At 73.5% G+C, this 16474-nt stretch carries 11 protein-coding genes; 5 read left to right on the forward strand and 6 right to left on the reverse strand.

The genetic code is table 11. The annotated features are described in order from the left end of the window. Nucleotides 1-313: 313 nt before the first annotated feature. Entirely contained in the window at nt 314-1273 is a 960-nt protein-coding gene (locus IE206_RS08880; protein ID WP_189961504.1) for a nucleoside triphosphate pyrophosphohydrolase, read from the reverse strand. Between the two features lie 21 nt (nt 1274-1294). Further along, nucleotides 1295-1972 (reverse strand): SurA N-terminal domain-containing protein, encoded by a 678-nt coding sequence (locus IE206_RS08885; protein WP_189961505.1) that lies wholly within the window; start codon nt 1970-1972, stop codon nt 1295-1297. Between the two features lie 248 nt (nt 1973-2220). Between IE206_RS08885 and IE206_RS08890 the strand changes: the two genes are divergently transcribed. Beyond that, complete coding sequence (locus IE206_RS08890; RefSeq protein ID WP_189961506.1) at nt 2221-4680, forward strand: YfhO family protein; 2460 nt, start codon at nt 2221-2223, stop codon at nt 4678-4680. 107 nt (nt 4681-4787) lie between these two features. On the opposite strand, the gene IE206_RS08895 is transcribed toward IE206_RS08890, so the two are convergent. From IE206_RS08895 to IE206_RS08905, 3 genes are all read right to left on the reverse strand, one after another. Continuing rightward, nucleotides 4788-6332 carry a serine/threonine-protein kinase gene (locus IE206_RS08895; protein WP_226598883.1) on the reverse strand — a complete coding sequence of 515 codons (1545 nt, stop codon included), beginning with the start codon at nt 6330-6332 and terminating at the stop codon, nt 4788-4790. Continuing rightward, nucleotides 6329-6925, reverse strand: coding sequence for a hypothetical protein (locus IE206_RS08900; RefSeq protein ID WP_189961507.1), 597 nt, complete (start codon nt 6923-6925; stop codon nt 6329-6331). Before IE206_RS08900 ends, IE206_RS08895 begins: the two co-directional genes overlap by 4 nt. Before the next feature lie 110 nt (nt 6926-7035). After that, nucleotides 7036-9105: an N-6 DNA methylase gene (locus tag IE206_RS08905; RefSeq protein ID WP_189961508.1), complete on the reverse strand. Its 2070-nt coding sequence runs from the start codon at nt 9103-9105 to the stop codon at nt 7036-7038. Between the two features lie 125 nt (nt 9106-9230). Here IE206_RS08905 and IE206_RS08910 point away from each other — a divergent pair, with 125 nt between their 5' ends. After that, entirely contained in the window at nt 9231-10010 is a 780-nt protein-coding gene (locus tag IE206_RS08910) for a hypothetical protein (RefSeq protein WP_189961509.1), read from the forward strand. 118 nt (nt 10011-10128) lie between these two features. Here IE206_RS08910 and mfd read toward each other — a convergent pair whose 3' ends face one another. After that, a complete protein-coding gene (gene mfd, locus IE206_RS08915) occupies nt 10129-13662 on the reverse strand; it encodes a transcription-repair coupling factor (protein WP_189961510.1) in 3534 nt (1177 codons plus the stop codon). A 437-nt stretch (nt 13663-14099) separates the two neighbouring features. On the opposite strand from mfd, the gene IE206_RS08920 reads away from it, so the two are divergent. The 3 genes from IE206_RS08920 to IE206_RS08930 are packed head-to-tail and all read left to right on the forward strand — an operon-like array spanning nt 14100 to nt 16474. Then, entirely contained in the window at nt 14100-14591 is a 492-nt protein-coding gene (locus tag IE206_RS08920; RefSeq protein ID WP_189961511.1) for a SigE family RNA polymerase sigma factor, read from the forward strand. Beyond that, nucleotides 14584-15018, forward strand: coding sequence for a hypothetical protein (locus IE206_RS08925; RefSeq protein ID WP_189961512.1), 435 nt, complete (start codon nt 14584-14586; stop codon nt 15016-15018). Before IE206_RS08920 ends, IE206_RS08925 begins: the two co-directional genes overlap by 8 nt. A 16-nt stretch (nt 15019-15034) precedes the next feature. Beyond that, nucleotides 15035-16474: a DUF2079 domain-containing protein gene (locus IE206_RS08930; protein WP_373300892.1), complete on the forward strand. Its 1440-nt coding sequence runs from the start codon at nt 15035-15037 to the stop codon at nt 16472-16474.

Below are 16474 nucleotides of genomic sequence, written 5' to 3' on the forward strand. Positions count from 1 at the left end.
CCCACCCCACCCCTTCCCGAAACCCGCCGGGGGTTGAAGGACCCTGGGGCTCCGCCCCAGACCCCGTTCGCGCCTTAAGGGCGCTCGTCCTCAAACGCCGGACGGGCTGGAGGTGCCTGATGCGGGCTGTCATCTGCGAGCCACCGGACGGGCTGAAATGCCCCGGTACGGGCCAGCATCACCCCTGCTAGGGGCGCGGGGAACTGCGCGACCAGCCCCCACCGGTCCGCAGCCGTACTCCTATCCAGCCCCTCCGGCGTTTGAGGAGCGGGGGCCCGGGGGCGGCGCCCCCGGAGGAAGCCCGGGTGGGGAATCAGGCCTCCGCCGAGCGGATCGCCTCCCGGTAGGCGCGCGCCGCGGCCCGCAGCGCCGCCTCCGGGTCGACCCCCGCCGACTCCGCCTCCACCGCCAGCGCGAGGAGCCGATACCCCATGCCCTCCCCGGAGGGCAGCGGCACCGACAGGCCCGCCGTCCGGGCGCGCGCGGACAGCTTGGCGGCCAGGGCCAGGGCCGGCTGGCCCAGCGGCACCCCGTCCGTCACGGAGGAACGCTGCTTCTCGACCGCCTTCATCCGCAGCCAGTGCGATTTCACTTCCTCCGGCGTCGAGGCCGTCTCGGAGCCGAACACGTGCGGGTGGCGGTGGATCAGCTTCTCGACGATCCCGCCCGCCACCTCGTCCACCGAGAAGGGAGCCTCCGCGTCCTCCTCCGCGATACGGGCATGGAAGACGACTTGCAGCAGCACGTCCCCCAGCTCCTCGCGCAGCTCGTCCCGGTCCCCCTCCTCCACCGCCTCGACCAGCTCGTACGCCTCCTCAAGGGCGTACTTGGCCAGGCCCTTGTGGGTCTGCTGCGAGGACCACGGGCATTCGCGGCGGATGCGGTCCATGACCTGGACCAGGTCGAGCAGGCGGGCGCCCGGCAGGTCGTAGGAGCCGGGGAGCAGCTCCAGGTCCGGCATCTGGACGCGGCCGGAGCCGGCCAGGCGGGCCAGGCCGTCGGTGAGGCGGCGGTCGCCCTCGCCGGAGGGGAGGACGACGACGGTCCGGCCCCCGGCACAGGCCTCGACCAGCTCCTGCGCGTCCGGCGCCGAGATCTCCACCGGCACGCCGGCCTCGCGCAGATAAGGCAGCTGCGGGTGCCCGGCGTCGGGGCACAGCACGAGGTCGGCGGCGCGCAGGGTCTGCCACGCGGGCCAGGAGAGCAGGCCCGGGGCGACCCGGTGGCTCGCGGTGAGCAGAACGATTCGGCCGGGTTCTTCAACAGCAGTCACCCGTCGAACCTACCCGCTGGCTCAGCCGGTCGAGACGGAGTCCCCGGGGTCGCCCTGCTGGTCCTCGGGGGCGGCCTGCGGGGCCGCGGGCTGCTTGGGCTTGGCGAGCCAGGGGGCCTGGTAGTCGGCGAGCTGGATCTGGCTCGCGTTCCAGGTTCCGTAGCGCGGGTTCACGTCCACGTCGAGGGTCTTGGACGCCTTGACCAGCGCGGGCAGCAGGTCCTGCTGGGTGCGGGCGCCGATCGCGGCGGCCAGCTTCTGCTCGGTGACCTGTCGCTGGACGTAGGCGTCGATCTGGTTCGGGGCGAGCCCGCCGTTGGTGAGGGCCTGCTCGCGCAGCTGGTCCTCGCCCCCGGCCTGCTGGACCATCGCGGCCCGCGCGGCCTCGATCTCCTTGCGGCTGACGCTCACCCCGGCCTGTTCGGCGGCGCGCGCGAGGACCCGGTCGAAGATCATGTTGCTCAGCTTCACCTTGCCGAGCTGCCCCGAGTCCTTGATCAGCTGCGCGGACTGCGGGGACTTCTCCTGCGCCGTCCGTACGTCCTTGACCTCGGCCTGGAGTGCGGACACCTCGATCCGCTGCCCCCCGACGACGGCCGCGGCCCCCGGGTGGGCCGTACTGCCGCAGGCCGCGAGGAGCGGGCCCGCGGCGAGCAGGACGACGGAGACGGAGAGCGCGGTACGACGGCGGCGGTGCAAAGGAGCCTCCCGGCGGAGCAGATACGTGCGGCGTGGCGACGAACCTTGCTAAGACCTTGCGGTGATCGATGTTAGGCAGTCGGCGTGGCCGGGGCCACTGATTCGCCCAACGATTCGCGACCCCCATCGGTCGCGGGGGTGAAGCCGGGTGAAGCCGCGCCGTCCATTGCGTGAACTGAGGTCCCGGCCCACTGCGTTGTCCCGAAGGGTCCGGCATATTCGACGGCAGCGCACAGCAAAGGACCTCGATGCCGACCCTCGAAGCCGCCCCCGCCCCACCGGTGGCCCCGGTGCGGATCGCTGCCGGCCGACGCCCGGCCGCCCGGCCCGCCGCCCTCTCCGCACTGATCACCCTGATCGCGGTGTGCGGCGCGGACGCGGTCGCCGGGGTCGTCCCGCTCGGCCCGCTCCAGCGGCACACCCGCAGCATCAACGACCTGGGCAACCAGTTCGTCCCCTTCCACGAGCACCTGTGGGACCTGCTGCACGGGCGGGCCGAGGGCGGCCTCCTCCTCAACTGGCAGTCGGGGTACGGGACTTCGTTCCTGCCCGACCTCGGTACGTACCTCAGCAGCCCGTTCGCACTGCTCGTCGCTCTCTTCCCGCGCGACCGGATCGACCTCGCGGTGTATGTGATCACCGTCCTGAAGATGGCGGCCGCCGCCGTCGCCATGACGGTGCTGCTTCTCGCGCTGCGCCCGGCGGCCCGGCACCGCTGGGTGGCGGGGGTGCTCGGGGCCTCGTACGCGCTGTGCGGCTGGTCGGTCCTGGAGTCGATCTACAACCCGATGTGGCTGGACGGCCTGATCGCCTTCCCGCTGCTCTGCCTGGCCGGCCACTGGGCCAGGACCGGTCGGCGGGCGGTGCTCGGCCCGCTGGTCGTGGCGCTCGCCTGGATCGCCAACTTCTACACCGCCTACATGGCGACGATCGGCGCCGGACTCGTCCTGCTCCTCCTTCTCCACGTGGACCGCGACACGGACCGGCGCGGCCGGGTACGGGCGGTTCTGCTCGCCACGCGCTCGTTCGTGATCGGCATCGGCCTCTCGGCGCCGCTCCTGTTCACCATCTATCTGGGCACGAAGCACGCGCATCCGGGCTGGGTGCGGGAGTTCGCGCCGGTGTCCTGGCCGGACTATCTGGCCCGCACCCTGCCCGGCACGTACTCCTTCTCCTCCCCCGCCGTCTTCCTCGGCACCGGCGCGCTGCTGCTCGCCTGCACCCTCGCCTTCCACCGCGCGGTCCCGCGCCGCGAGCGGTACGCGTGGAGCGGGCTCGCGCTCGCCGTCGCGCTGTCCTTCCAGTGGAAGCCGACCCATCTGGCCTGGCACGCCTTCGTCACCCCCAACGGCAGCCCCTACCGGCAGACCTTCGTCCTGTGCGGCATCCTCGTGATCGCCGCCTGGATCTCCCTGTCGTACGGGATTCCCGGGCGCCGCGCGCTGCTCGGCGGGGGCGGCGTACTCGCCCTGGTCGCGGCGGGCGCGGCCTTCAGCGAGCTGATCTCGGCCTGGACGTATCCGCTGTTCGCCCTGGGTCTGGCGGCCATGGTCGGCGGCCTGCTCCTGGCCCGCCGGGGCCGGCGGGGACTTTCCCTCCTCGCGCTCGCCCTGCTGGCCGGGGCGCAGATCGCGCAGGCGGGCGTGACGACGGCGTACGGGGACCAGCAGCGGGCGGCCCGCATGGACGGCTATCCCGCCTGGGGCGCCGAGCACTCGGCCCGCGCCGCCCTGGAGTCGGACGCCTCGGGCTGGCCCGGCTACCGCACCGATCCCGGCCAGCGCCAGATCACCAACAACGACCCGCTGCTGCTCGGCGGCGAGGGCGGCGCCTACTACTCCAGCCTCACCCCGGAGGTCCTGAACCGTACGATGACCGCGCTCGGCGGCGGCTGGACCTCTCGGGGGCGGGCGATCCAGAGCCTCGACAACCCGGTGACCGACGCGATCTTCTCCGTCGGCGCGCGGGTGCGGGTCGCCCAGAAGGGCGGCGACCCCGTCCTGATCAGGGCCGCCGCGACTCCGCCGCTGGTCACCTTGCGGCCGGCCGGGCCCCCGCCGGTGTACGGCAGCAACCCGTTCCGCAACCAGGAGCTCCTGCTCGGCGCCCGGGTCTATACGACCCGCACCCTGGCTCAGGGCTGTCCGGCCGGGACCGACATCTTCCTCTGGGCGCCCGAACACTTCGGGTCCGCGCGCCTCGACGACGGCCCGGTCGTCGACATGCGCGGCGGCGCGCCCAGCCGGCGGGCGCCGCTGATCCCCTTCGGCCCCTCGGCGGGGCCGGGCCGCGCCTCCCACATCACCCTGACTCCCGCGGATCGCCACGCGGAGCTGGGCTGTCTGGACCGGGGGGCGCTGGCGCGGGCGGTGGACCGTCTGCGGGCGACGGGGGCCGCCTCGGTCTCGGTGTCGTCGAGCTCGGTGCACGCGGAGCTCCCGGCGGGGGCGAGCGGAACGGCGGTGTTCGCGGTGCCGCGGATCTCGGGGTGGACCTGTGCGGTGAACGGTGCGGGCGCCGCTCCCGCGGGCGACTACTTGGGCCTGGTCGCCGTGCCGCTGCCGGCCGGGGCGCACTCGGTGTCCTGCGACTTCCGCCCGCCGGGCCTGCGGTCGGGTTCGGCGGTGGGGGTGGGGGCGCTGCTCGCGCTGGTGGGGGTGGGGGCGTGGGGGCCGGCGCGCCGCCGGTTCCGCGTCCGCGGGGTGTAGCTGGGGGTGCGGCAGGGTGCACTGGGGCTCCGCCCCAGACCCCGTTCGCGCCTTGAGGTCGCTCGTCCTCAAACGCCGGACAGGCTGAAATGCCCGGGGCGGGCAGTTCAGCCTCCCCGGAGTTCCCGCTGGTGGGCGAGGGCGCGGCGCAGCTCCGCGGGGTAGGGGTGCTGCACGCCGTACACCCGTTCCGCATCCCACAGCAGTGCCTGCAACTGCTGATGCCCCGCCCCGTGGTCGCCCACCGCAAGCAGCAGGTGCCCGATCCGATGCCGGATGGCGAACACCCGGGACGGGTCGGCGGCCCCGTACCGCGCCTCGAAGCCGGGCAGCACCGCCCTGTACTCCGCCAGCGCCGCGCCCGCCTCGCCCAGTTCCTCCAGGCACTGGGCCACGTCGTGCCGGAAGTCCAGGGCCTGCGGGTCGGCGGGGCTCGCCTCGGCCGCGCGGTCGGCGGCGAGCTGGCGCAGTTCGGGCAGGGCTCGCCGGTACTGCCCGTCGTCCATCAGCGTCGCCGCGTACTGCTTGCGCAGGATGCGCACCACCGGCGAGCGTTCGCCGTGTTCGGCCGCCGCGGCGGGCAGGATCGAGCCGAGGATGTCGACGGCCTGGGTGATGCGGCCCTCGCCGAGCAGCCGCTTGACCTCGTCGACCGCGCCCGCCACATCGGGCCGCGGGGGTACCGGCGGCACCGGCGGGACGACCGGCCCGGACGCGGGGGCCGTGGCCCGGTCCGGCCAGGGCGCGTGCGGACGCAGGAACGGCCGGGTCGGGTCCAGGGGCCCCGCAGGTCCAGGACCGCCCGGCACCGGAAGCAGCGGCACCAGCGCCTCGTACACCTCCTGCGCACACCTCGGCCTGGATTGCGGGTCCTTGGCGAGGAGGCGCAGGACCAGGGCTTCCAGGGGTTCGGGGACCTCGGGGCGCAGTCGCCGGACCGGGACCGGCGGTTCGTACAGGTGGCGGTGCAGGACACCCAGCGCGGTGGACCCCGCGAACGGGACGTCCCCGCTGAGCAGTTCGTGCAGCAGCACCCCGAGCGCGTACAGATCGGTGTACGGGCCGACCGCGCCGCCCATCGCCTGCTCGGGCGCCATGTAGGCGGGCGAGCCGATGGGTGAACCGGTGTGTGTGAGCCGGGTCGTGTCGGAGTCGAGGACGGAGGCGACGCCCAGGTCGAGCACGGTCACCGTGCCGTCGGGACGCACCATCACATTGCGCGGCTTGAGGTCGCGGTGGACGATCGGCACGGCGTGCACGGCCGAGAGCACCGCGCACAGCTGCGCGGCGACCGCCACCGCCCACCGCCAGGGGTACGGCTCGTGCTCGGCGAGGTGGTCGGCGAGGTCGGCGCCCTCGACGTACTGCATGACGAGGTACAGGTCGTCGCCGTCGCTGCCCGCGTCGTGCACCGTGACGAGCCCGGTGTGGTCGACCTGCGCGGTCACCCGGCACTCGCGCACGAACCGGCGCCGCAGCTCGTCGACGTCCTCGGCCGACCCGACGGCCGCGACCCGGTCCGGCCGGAGCAGCTTCACCGCGACCCGGCGGTCCAGGCGCTGGTCGTACGCCGTCCACACCTGGCCCATGCCGCCCTGGCCGAGGAGCGCCGCCAGCTCGTAGCGCCCGGCGACGACCCGCCCCTCGGTCACCTGGCCTCGCCCTCGGTCCCCTTGCGCAGGTACTGCGACAGCTCGTCGAGCTCGGCTCTGACCTGCTCGATCCTGGGCGCGGCCGGAAGGTGCGGGGGCACGGGGGCCGGGGGCCCGCTGGGCACGGGGGTGTCGGCGTACGGGTTCACGTACGGGCCGAACTGCGGGGCCGTGGTGCCCGGTATGTGCGTTCCCGGTAGGTGCGGCGGCCCGTAACCGGCGGGCGCCCCGTACTGGCCGAACGGGTGCACGACGAACGGTGCCTGCGCCGCGTGGCGGATGTCGGCGTACAGGAAGTACGCGGTGGTGGCCACGGCGAGCGCGAGCAGGCCGATCATCCCGACGTCCATCCGCCAGTCGTTCTCGTCGGGCGCGGCCACGATGAAGGTGAAGAAGAAGACGAACACGGCCAGTTGGACCCAGAACAGCGCCCAGTGCGCCCCACGCCGGGTCACGATCGCGAGCCGCAGCAGCGCGGTCCACGACAGCATCCCGATGCTGAGCAGCGGCAGCAGCGCGAACAGCACGCGCAGCGCGATCGCCCCCGCGCCCGAGGGGCGGGGCTGCGGCGGTCCATAGCCGGGGCCGTGCATCGCTGCTCCTGGAACTGGGACGGGTACGAGGACCGGGACGGGTCAGGGATACGAGCGTATACACCGCCACTGACAACGGCCCGGGCGATCCCCCGGCCGGTATCCAACCGTCACCCGGGCCCGACGGAACCGTCCGTCAGGCCGTCGTGCAGGCCCTGTACGAGCTGCTCGCCGAGCCGGCCCGCGAGCCGCAGCGTGTCCTCGAACGCGGCCAGGGCCCGGAACCGCTCTCCGTAGCGCCGCTGTTCGGCGAGCGGGAGCCGGGGCAGGTGCAGCCTGCGGACGTCGAGCCGGGACGCGGTGGTGGCGTAGCTGCTGGCCTGGCGGTTGTTGGCGGTGCCGCGCAGGAATCCGGCGAGGAACCAGGGGTCCAGGGCGGCCGGTTCGGGCCGCAGGAGCTGGAGGTTGCGGCCGAGGGCGGCGCCCGCGCTCGCCTCGTCGACGACCCGGGCGGCGGTGCCGCCGCCGAGCACGGGCACCACGACGTCGCCGGGCCGGGTCAGCACCGGCTCTTCTGCGGGCCCTTCGGGCAGGGTGCCCGAAGGGGCGGTGCCGGCCAGTACGTCGTGCTCGGTGAGGACGGCGGGCCCGTCCGGCCCGCTTCCGGCGCCGCCCGCACGCAGCACCAGGGCGCCCGCGCGGGCGAGTTCGCCGACGGTGGTGGGCGACCAGCGGGCGCCCTGTGCGGGGGCGGGTGCGGCGGGCGGCGGCGTAAGTTCGGCGGCGAGGCGCAGAGCGGCGTCGAGGCGTTCGCGTACCCCGTCGAGCGCGGCGGTGCCGCCTTCGGCCGCGGGCGGCGGCAGATGGCGGGCCGGTGCGAGGTCGACGTCGTCGTCGAGGAGTTCGATGACCGGCACCGACCGGCTGACCCCGGGCTGTTCGACGGCCGTGCCGTCGCGGTCGAAGGGGGTCCAGGCGTCGAGCACCGCGGACTGGAGTGCGGGCCAGGGCAGCCGGTCGCGGCCGCCGTCCACCGCCACGCCCTCGACCCCGCCGGTGTCGACGAGGAGCAGCTCGGGCGCGGGCCGGGTGGCGCCGTCCGGCCTGCGCAGCACCCACAGGTGCAGCGGGATGCCGTAGGGCGGCGCGGCCCCGGCGGGCAGCGCGACGACCGCGCGCAGGGCGCCGCGGCGCAGCAGGTCGGCGCGGATCCGGCGTCCGGAGCGGCGCGAGGCGGCGGCGGGCGGCATCAGAAGCACGGCGGTGCCGCCCTCGCGCAGCCGGGCCAACGCATGCTGCACCCAGGCGAGTTCGGACTCGGTACGGGCCGGGAGGCCGTACTCCCAGCGCGGGTCGTAGGCGAGTTCGTCGTGACCCCAGGCCCGCTCGTTGAACGGCGGGTGGCACAGCACGGCGTCGGCGGCGAGGGACCCGAAGGCGTCCGCGCGCAGCGAGTCGGCGGCCGCGGTACGGATGGCGGCGGACCCGGCGAGGGCGAGCCGGAGCCCGGTGAGCGCGGCGAGGTCGGGGTCGGCGTCCTGGCCGTGCAGGGCGACGGCGTCCGGCAGCGCGCACAGCAGGGTGCCGGTGCCGCAGGCCGGGTCCAGAACGCTGCCCGCGGGCCCGGCGAGCGCGGCCATGAGCTCCGCGGGCCCCTGCGGAGTGAGCGTGTACTGACGGGGGTTGGCGTCGAGATGCCGCCCGAGCAGAAACTCGAAGGCCTCCCGGGCTCCGGCTTCGGCGGCGAGCTCGGCGACCCCGCGCAGCAGGGGCAGGGAGGGGGCGAGCTCGGCGGCGTCGGGGGGGTTCACAGAGCGGCCGTGACCAGCATGCGCGGGGTCCGCCTCTTTGAACCGCTCCCCCAGCACCTCCCCGAGAAGTCCCGGCAGCCCCTCGGCGAGTCCCGCGTCCGAAAGCGCGGCCAGCTTGCGCCACTTGGCGGGGTGGTCCCGTACGGCCAGCAGGGCGCAGCCCGCGTGGACCAGGGCCGTGACCGCGCCCGCGGGGTGGGCCGAGAGCTGCTGCCAGACGCGTTCGCGCAGCGGGACCTCGGCCAACTTGCCCTGGGCGCGCAGCCATTGCTCGACTTCGTGGAGCGCGAAGGAGGGGCTGGTCTCGGTGCCGCCGACCGGTTTGGGGAAGTCGGCATGCCGGCGGCGCCAGTTGCTGACGGCCGCACGGCCCACTCCCGCGAGCCGGGCGATGGTGGCCGCGGTCACCTCCGCTGCGTGCTCCGGCACCTGATCGCTCCCCTCGTCCGCGAAGTACCGACCCTACCGAAGGGCACCGCGGCACTCCATACACGCCGTGAACAATCACGATTCATGTTCTCGTGTTGACTCGGTTCACAGTCACCTGCTCTGATGTGCCCGGCCCTGCCACACCCGCCGTCCCGCCCCGCGCCATCACCCTCAGGGGGAGTTCACGCCATGCGCCGCCGCACCATCGCCACCAGCACCGTCCTCTTCGTCTGCGCCACCACGGCCCTGACGGCCTGTTCGGGCTCCGGCTCCGCCACGGCCGCCAAGGACTCGGCCGCGCCCCAGACGCCCGCCGCCGTGAGCCCGGCCGCGGCCGCGCCGAAGGGCCCGGACGCGGATCTGACCGGCGGTCAGATACTCACCAACTCGCTCAAGGCCACCCGCCACGCCACCTCGCTGCACCTCAAGGCGGACGTCTCCGACCCCAAGGAGGGCGCCAGCAAGCTGGACCTCTCCTGGACGCCAAGGGCGACTGCACCGGCACCATCGCGCAGGGCAAGGACACCATCGGCATCATCAAGATCGGCAAGACCGTCTACCTGCGGCCGCAGGGCACCAGCAAGTGGACGAAGACGAACACCGACTCCGCCGACGGCAAGGACCTCGCCTCGGTCTGCGACCTGAACAACTTCCTCGGCGGCTTCCAGGGCGAGGACACCGAGGCCAAGAAGGGTGCGACCACCAAGGTCGACGGTCGCCCCGCGATCGTCCTGACCGAGAAGGACGGCGCCGAGAGCTACACGATGGACGTGGCCACCTCGGGCAAGCCGTACCTCCTGAAGATGGTCACCGTGGGCGGCGACAGCCCCGGCACGCTCTCCTTCTCGCACTTCGGCGAGCCGGTCCACGCGGTCGCCCCGACGCGGACCTCGATCGCGGCCTGACGCATCGTCACAGCTCCCGTGCGGCTGGGAGCTCCTGTCCGGGCATTCGGCCAGGACCGACAAAAAGGGCGGGCGGCGCCGCGTGGCACCGCCCGCCCTCACCCGTGTCCCCTACGGCTCAGGACCCCAGGATCGTGGTCAGGAACTCGCCCGTCCACGCGAGCAGTTCCCGCCCCACCACCGGCTTCCCGCCGATCTTCCCGGCGGTCGGGCGGGGCACCAGGATCTGCCGGGTGGGCGCCTTGATGACCGTACGGGGGTAGAGCCGCTTGAGGCGGAGCTCCTGGGACTCCCGCAACTCCACCGGTGCGAAGCGGATGTTGGCTCCTTGCAGCACGATCTCGCCGACGCCGCAGGCCCGGGCCAGCATGCGCAGGCCGGCCACCAGGAGCAGGTTCTCGACGGGCTCGGGCAGCTTGCCGTACCGGTCGGTGAGCTCCTCGCGTACGGCCTTGATGTCGTCCTCGGAGTTGGCCGAGGCGATCGCGCGGTAGGCCTGGAGGCGCAGCCGCTCGCCCGGCGCGTAGTCGTGCGGGACGTGGGCGTCGACCGGCAGCTCGATCTTGACTTCGAGCGGGGCCTCCTCCTGCTCGCCGCCCTCCATCTGCGCCCGGTAGTCGGCGACGGCCTCGCCGACCATGCGGACGTACAGGTCGAAGCCGACGCCCGCGATGTGCCCGGACTGCTCGCCGCCGAGCAGGTTGCCCGCGCCGCGGATTTCGAGGTCCTTCATCGCCACGTACATGCCCGCGCCCATCTCGGTGTGCTGGGCGATGGTGGCGAGCCGCTCGTGCGCGGTCTCGGTCAGCGGCTTCTCCGGCGGGTACAGGAAGTAGGAGTAGCCGCGCTCGCGGCCACGGCCCACCCGGCCGCGCAGCTGGTGCAGCTGGGAGAGGCCGAAGTTGTCGCCGCGCTCGACGATCAGGGTGTTGGCGTTCGAGATGTCGATGCCCGACTCGACGATCGTCGTGGAGACCAGCACGTCGAACTTCTTCTCCCAGAAGTCGACCACGACCTGTTCGAGCTGGCTCTCGCCCATCTGCCCGTGCGCGGTCTGGATGCGCGCCTCGGGAACGATCTCGCGCAGCCGGGCGGCCGCCCGGTCGATGGACTCGACCCGGTTGTGGATGTAGAAGACCTGCCCCTCGCGCAGCAGCTCGCGCCGGATGGCGGCGCCGATCTGCTTCTCCTCGTACGGCCCGACGAAGGTGAGGACGGGGTGGCGCTCCTCGGGGGGCGTGGTGATCGTCGACATCTCGCGGATGCCGGTGACCGCCATTTCGAGCGTACGGGGAATGGGCGTGGCGGACATGGTCAGGACGTCCACGTTGGCACGGAGCTTCTTCAGCTGCTCCTTGTGCTCGACGCCGAAGCGCTGTTCCTCGTCCACGATGACCAGGCCCAGGTCCTTGAACTTGGTCTCGGACGAGAACAGCCGGTGCGTGCCGATGACGAGGTCGACGGAGCCGTCCTTGAGCCCTTCGAGCGTGGCCTTGGCCTCGGCGTCGGTCTGGAATCGGCTCAACGCCCGTACGTTGACCGGGAATTGGGCGTACCGCTCGGTGAAGGTGCCGAAGTGCTGCTGGACGAGGAGCGTGGTGGGAACGAGGACGGCGACCTGCTTGCCGTCCTGGACTGCCTTGAAGGCGGCCCGTACCGCGATCTCGGTCTTGCCGTAGCCGACGTCGCCGCAGATCAGCCGGTCCATCGGGACCGTCTTCTCCATGTCCTCCTTGACCTCGGCGATCGTGGACAGCTGGTCGGGAGTCTCCGCGTACGGGAACGCGTCCTCCAGCTCGCGCTGCCAGGGCGTGTCGGCACCGAAGGCGTGCCCGGGCGCGGCCATGCGCGCGCTGTACAGCCTGATGAGGTCGGCGGCGATCTCCTTGACGGCCTTCTTGGCCCGCGCCTTGGTCTTGGTCCAGTCGGCGCCGCCGAGCCGGTGCAGCGTCGGGGCCTCGCCACCGACGTACTTGGTGACCTGCTCCAGCTGATCGGTGGGAATGTAGAGCCGGTCGCCGGGCTGGCCGCGCTTGGCGGGCGCGTACTCGACGAGCAGGTACTCGCGGGTCGCGTTCTGCACGGTGCGCTGCACCATCTCGATGTAGCGGCCCACGCCGTGCTGCTCGTGCACGATGTAGTCGCCCACCTCCAGGGTGAGCGGGTCGATGGTCTTGCGGCGGCGGGCCGGCATGCGGCCCAGGTCCTTGGTGGCGGTGCGCTGGCCGGTGAGGTCGGTCTCGGTCAGGACGGCGAGCTTGAGCGCCGGATCGATGAAGCCGTAGTCGATGGCGCCGCAGGCCACCTGCACGACGGACGGCGTCAACTCGGCCAGGTCCACGGCCAGTCGGGCCGCGATGCCTTCGCCGCCGAGGACCTCTACGGTGCGCGAGGCCGGGCCGTGGCCCTCCGTCACGTACACGGTGCGCCAGCCGTCGGCGAGCCACTGCTTGGTGTCGGCGAGCGCGCGCTGGGTGTCGCCGCGGTACGTCTCGGGAGCGTGCATGCCGAGCTTGAGGGTGTCAGGGTCGGAGTCCGCCTCGTCGGCGGCGAACGGGGACACCGACCACCACATCATGCCGAGCTCGCGCGCCCGGTCGCGGACGTCCGCGATGCCCCACAGGGAGGCGGCGTCGACGTCGATGGGCGCCTGACCTCCGCCGGCGCTCGCCGCCCAGGACGCCTGGAGGAACTCCTGGCTGGTGGCGACCAGGTCGGCGGCTCTGGTCCGCACCCGCTCCGGGTCGCACACGACCGCCATCGAGCCCTTGGGCAGGACGTCGATGAGCAGCTCCATGTCGTCGACGAGGACCGGCGCGAGGGACTCCATGCCCTCCACCGCGATCCCCTCGGCGATCTTCCCGAGCAGCTCGCCGAGCTCGGGGTGTTCCTCGGCGAGGGCGGCGGCGCGGGTACGTACGTCGTCGGTGAGCAGCAGCTCGCGGCAGGGCGGCGCCCAGAGTCCGTGCTCGGCGATTTCGAGCGAGCGCTGGTCGGCGACCTTGAAGTACCGGATCTCCTCGACGTCGTCGCCCCAGAACTCGACGCGGAGAGGGTGTTCCTCGGTAGGCGGGAAGACATCGAGAATGCCACCCCGTACGGCGAACTCCCCGCGCTTCTCGACGAGTTCGACGCGGGCGTAAGCGGCGGCGGCGAGCCCCTCCACGATCTCGGCGAGATCGGCGGCCTGCCCGATACGCAGCGCGACGGGCTCCAGATCCCCCAGCCCCTTGACCTGGGGCTGCAGTACGGACCTGATGGGCGCGACGACGACGCTGACGGGGCCGGCGGAGGGATCGTCCTTGCTGGGGTGGGCGAGGCGGCGCAGGACGGCGAGCCTTCGGCCCACGGTGTCGCTGCGGGGCGAGAGCCGCTCGTGCGGCAGCGTCTCCCACGACGGATACTCGACGACCTCCTCGGCGGGCAGCATGGAGCGGAGCGCCGCCGCCAGGTCCTCGGCCTCCCGGCCGGTGGCGGTCACGGCGAGCACGGGGCGCCCCGCCTCGCGCGCGAGGCCCGCGATGGCGAAGGGGCGGGCGGCCGGGGGGCCGACCAGGTCGACGTGCATCCGGTGGCCGTCGGTGGCGGCCTTCACCGCTTCGGCGAGCGCGGGGTCTCGTACAACGGCGTCCAGCAGACCGTGCAGGCTCATGAAGGGCATCCATCCCGGGGAGTGGGCAACGCGAACCGCCCGACACGTGTTACGGGCCGGGGGCTTCCAGCGTACGACGCCCCACCGACACCCGCCGCCCGCCGCACCCCCAGCCCCCTGGGGCCGCGCCCCACCCCCCCTTTCACCCTGCGGACCGTGGAGGGCTGGTCGCGCGGTTCCCCGCGCCCCTGGCAGGATCCGGTACAGGGCATCCCTGGGCTGCGCCCCGAACCTCCCCCCTTTCACCCTGCGGACCGCGGGCGGCTGGTCGCGCGGTTCCCCGCGCCCCTGAGCAGGATCCGGCTGAACGGGGTCCGGGGCGGAGCCCCGGTACACCCCGCCCCGCCGCGCGAAAAAGTCGGCCCCGCGTGTCAACCGGCCGCACCCCCCGGCGCGTATACCCCGTGAGACCTACCCACCCCCACAGGAGCGCCGCCTTGACCGACGAGGAGTTCGAGGAGTTCTACGCTCACTCCGTGAAACCGCTGGTCGGCCAGGTCTACCTGATGACCGGCGACCTCCACGAGGCCCAGGACGTGGTCCAGGAGGCGTTCGTGCGGGCCTGGGGCCGCCGCAACCGCCTCGACGCGGGGGCCGGCCCCGAGGCCTGGGTGCGGACCGTGGCCTGGCGGCTCGCGGTGAGCCGCTGGCGCCGCGGCCGCAGAGCCGCGGAGGCGTGGCGCCGCCACAACCAGGTGCACAGCACCGAGGCCCCCGAACCCGACCCCGGCACCGTCGCCCTCATCGACGCCCTGCGCGGCCTCTCCGACCGCCAGCGCCGAGTCGCCGTACTGCATTACGTGTGCGATCTGAGCGTGGACCAGGTCGCCCACGAGACCGGCATCACCGCCGGCACCGTCAAGACCCACCTTTCGCGCGCCCGGGCCGCCCTCGCGCCCCGCCTCCTGGAGGAAGAACACGGTGTCTGACTTCGACCGGGACGAGGAGTCCCTGGCCCGCGCCCTGAAGCGGGCCGCCGACGCGGGCGGCCGCGGCATCGTCCCCGAGCCCGCCGAACGCGTCGCCGCACGCGGTCTGCGGCGCCGGCGCCGCACCACGGCCGCGCTCGCCGCCTGCGCGGTGTGCCTGCTCGCCGGGTCCGGCGCCGCGCTCGGCCTGCGCCTCCAGCAGAGCCCGCCGGCGCTGCCCGCATCCACCCCGGACACCCGCACGTCCTCCGTCCCGCAGGGCTCGGGCACGCCGTCCGAGCGGCCCAGCCCCTCCTACCCCGCCCCGCCGCCGACCGCCTCCGCCACCCCCTCGCCGCCCTTCGGCTCACCGTCCCCGCCCTCGTCCCCCTCCTTCTCCCCGCCCGAAGCCTCCGGATCCGTCACCCCGACCGCCCGCCCCCACTGATCCAAGGAACCCCACCGTGTCCGGAGCTCTCCTCGCCCTGCCCGAAAACAGGAACCGAAAGGCAACAAAGCATCATGATCAAGACAAACCTCCGCGCCGAATACCCCCGCCCCCCGCCGCCGACCCCCACCTCCTCGCCGCCGCCCTCTTCCTCGCCTACGCGACCGTCGGCGTCCTGCGCTACCGGCGGATGGAGACCCTCTCCTGGGATCTCGGGATCTTCGAGCAGGTCGTACGCGCCTACGCCCACTTCCAGGCGCCCGTCGCCGATCTCAAGGGGCCCGGCGCCGACATCCTCGGGGATCACTTCAGTCCGGTGACCGCGCTGCTCGCCCCCGCCTACCGGCTGTTCCCCACCCCCGTCACCCTGCTCGTCGCCCAGTCCGCCCTGTTCGCGCTGGCCGCGGTCCCGGTGACCCGCGCCTCGGCCCGGCTGCTGGGGCGGGGGCCGGGGCTCGCGGTCGGAGTCGCGTTCGGGCTTTCGTGGGGGATCCAGCGGGCCGCCGACTTCGACTTCCACGAGATCTGCTTCGCCGTCCCGCTGATCGCCTTCGCCCTGGAGGCCGTGCTGCGCGGACGGTGGCGCGCGGCCCTCCTGTACGCGCTGCCGCTCGTCCTCGTGAAGGAGGACCTCGGCCTGACGACGGCCGCGCTCGCCGCCGTCGTCGCGTTCCGCGCCCGCCGCACCTCGCCCCGCGCCGTGCGGTACGCCGTCGCCGTGGCCGCGTTCGGGGCGGTCGCCGCCCTGGTCACCCTCACCGTCGTCATCCCTGCCTTCAACTCCTCGGGCACGTACGACTACTGGGGGAAGATGGGCGGTCCGGGTCCCCTGGCCGGCTGGGGCGTCAAGGTCCGGACCGTCCTGTGGGTCCTGCTGCCCACCACCGGGCTCCTCGCGCTGCGCTCCCCGCTGCTGCTCGCCGCGCTGCCCACCCTCGGCTGGCGCTTCCTGTCCTCGGACGACCACTACTGGTCGACGGACTGGCACTACAGCGCGGTCCTGATGCCGGTCCTCGCGCTCGCCCTCGCCGACGCGGTGGCCACCGCCAAGCACAGCCCCCGCCGCCGGCTGCGCTCGTACGCCCGCAACGTGCCGTTCTGCGCGGCCGCGGCGGCCCTCGCCCTCACCCCCTCGCTGCCGCTGGCCGCGCTGACCGACCCGGCCACGTACCGCAAGAGCCCCCAGGTCGAGGCCCACGAGCGGCTGTTGGGGCGGATCCCGGACGGGGCGACCGTCGAGGCGAACATCGGGCCCATCGCCCGGCTCACCTCCCGCTGCCGGGTCTTCTGGGTCGGCGCGGCGCGCCCCGTCATCCCGCGCTACATCGCGCTCGACAACTCCGACGGCTGGGCGGGCGACCCCGTCCAGTACGCCACAGCGCTGCACCCCGGCGCCGTCTACACGGTCACCGGGGTGGCAGGGGGTTACGTACTGCTCCAACTGGGCCTGGAATAA

Origin of the sequence: Streptomyces violascens, from assembly GCF_014649955.1 — a bacterium.
Classification (GTDB): Bacteria; Actinomycetota; Actinomycetes; order Streptomycetales; family Streptomycetaceae; genus Streptomyces; species Streptomyces violascens.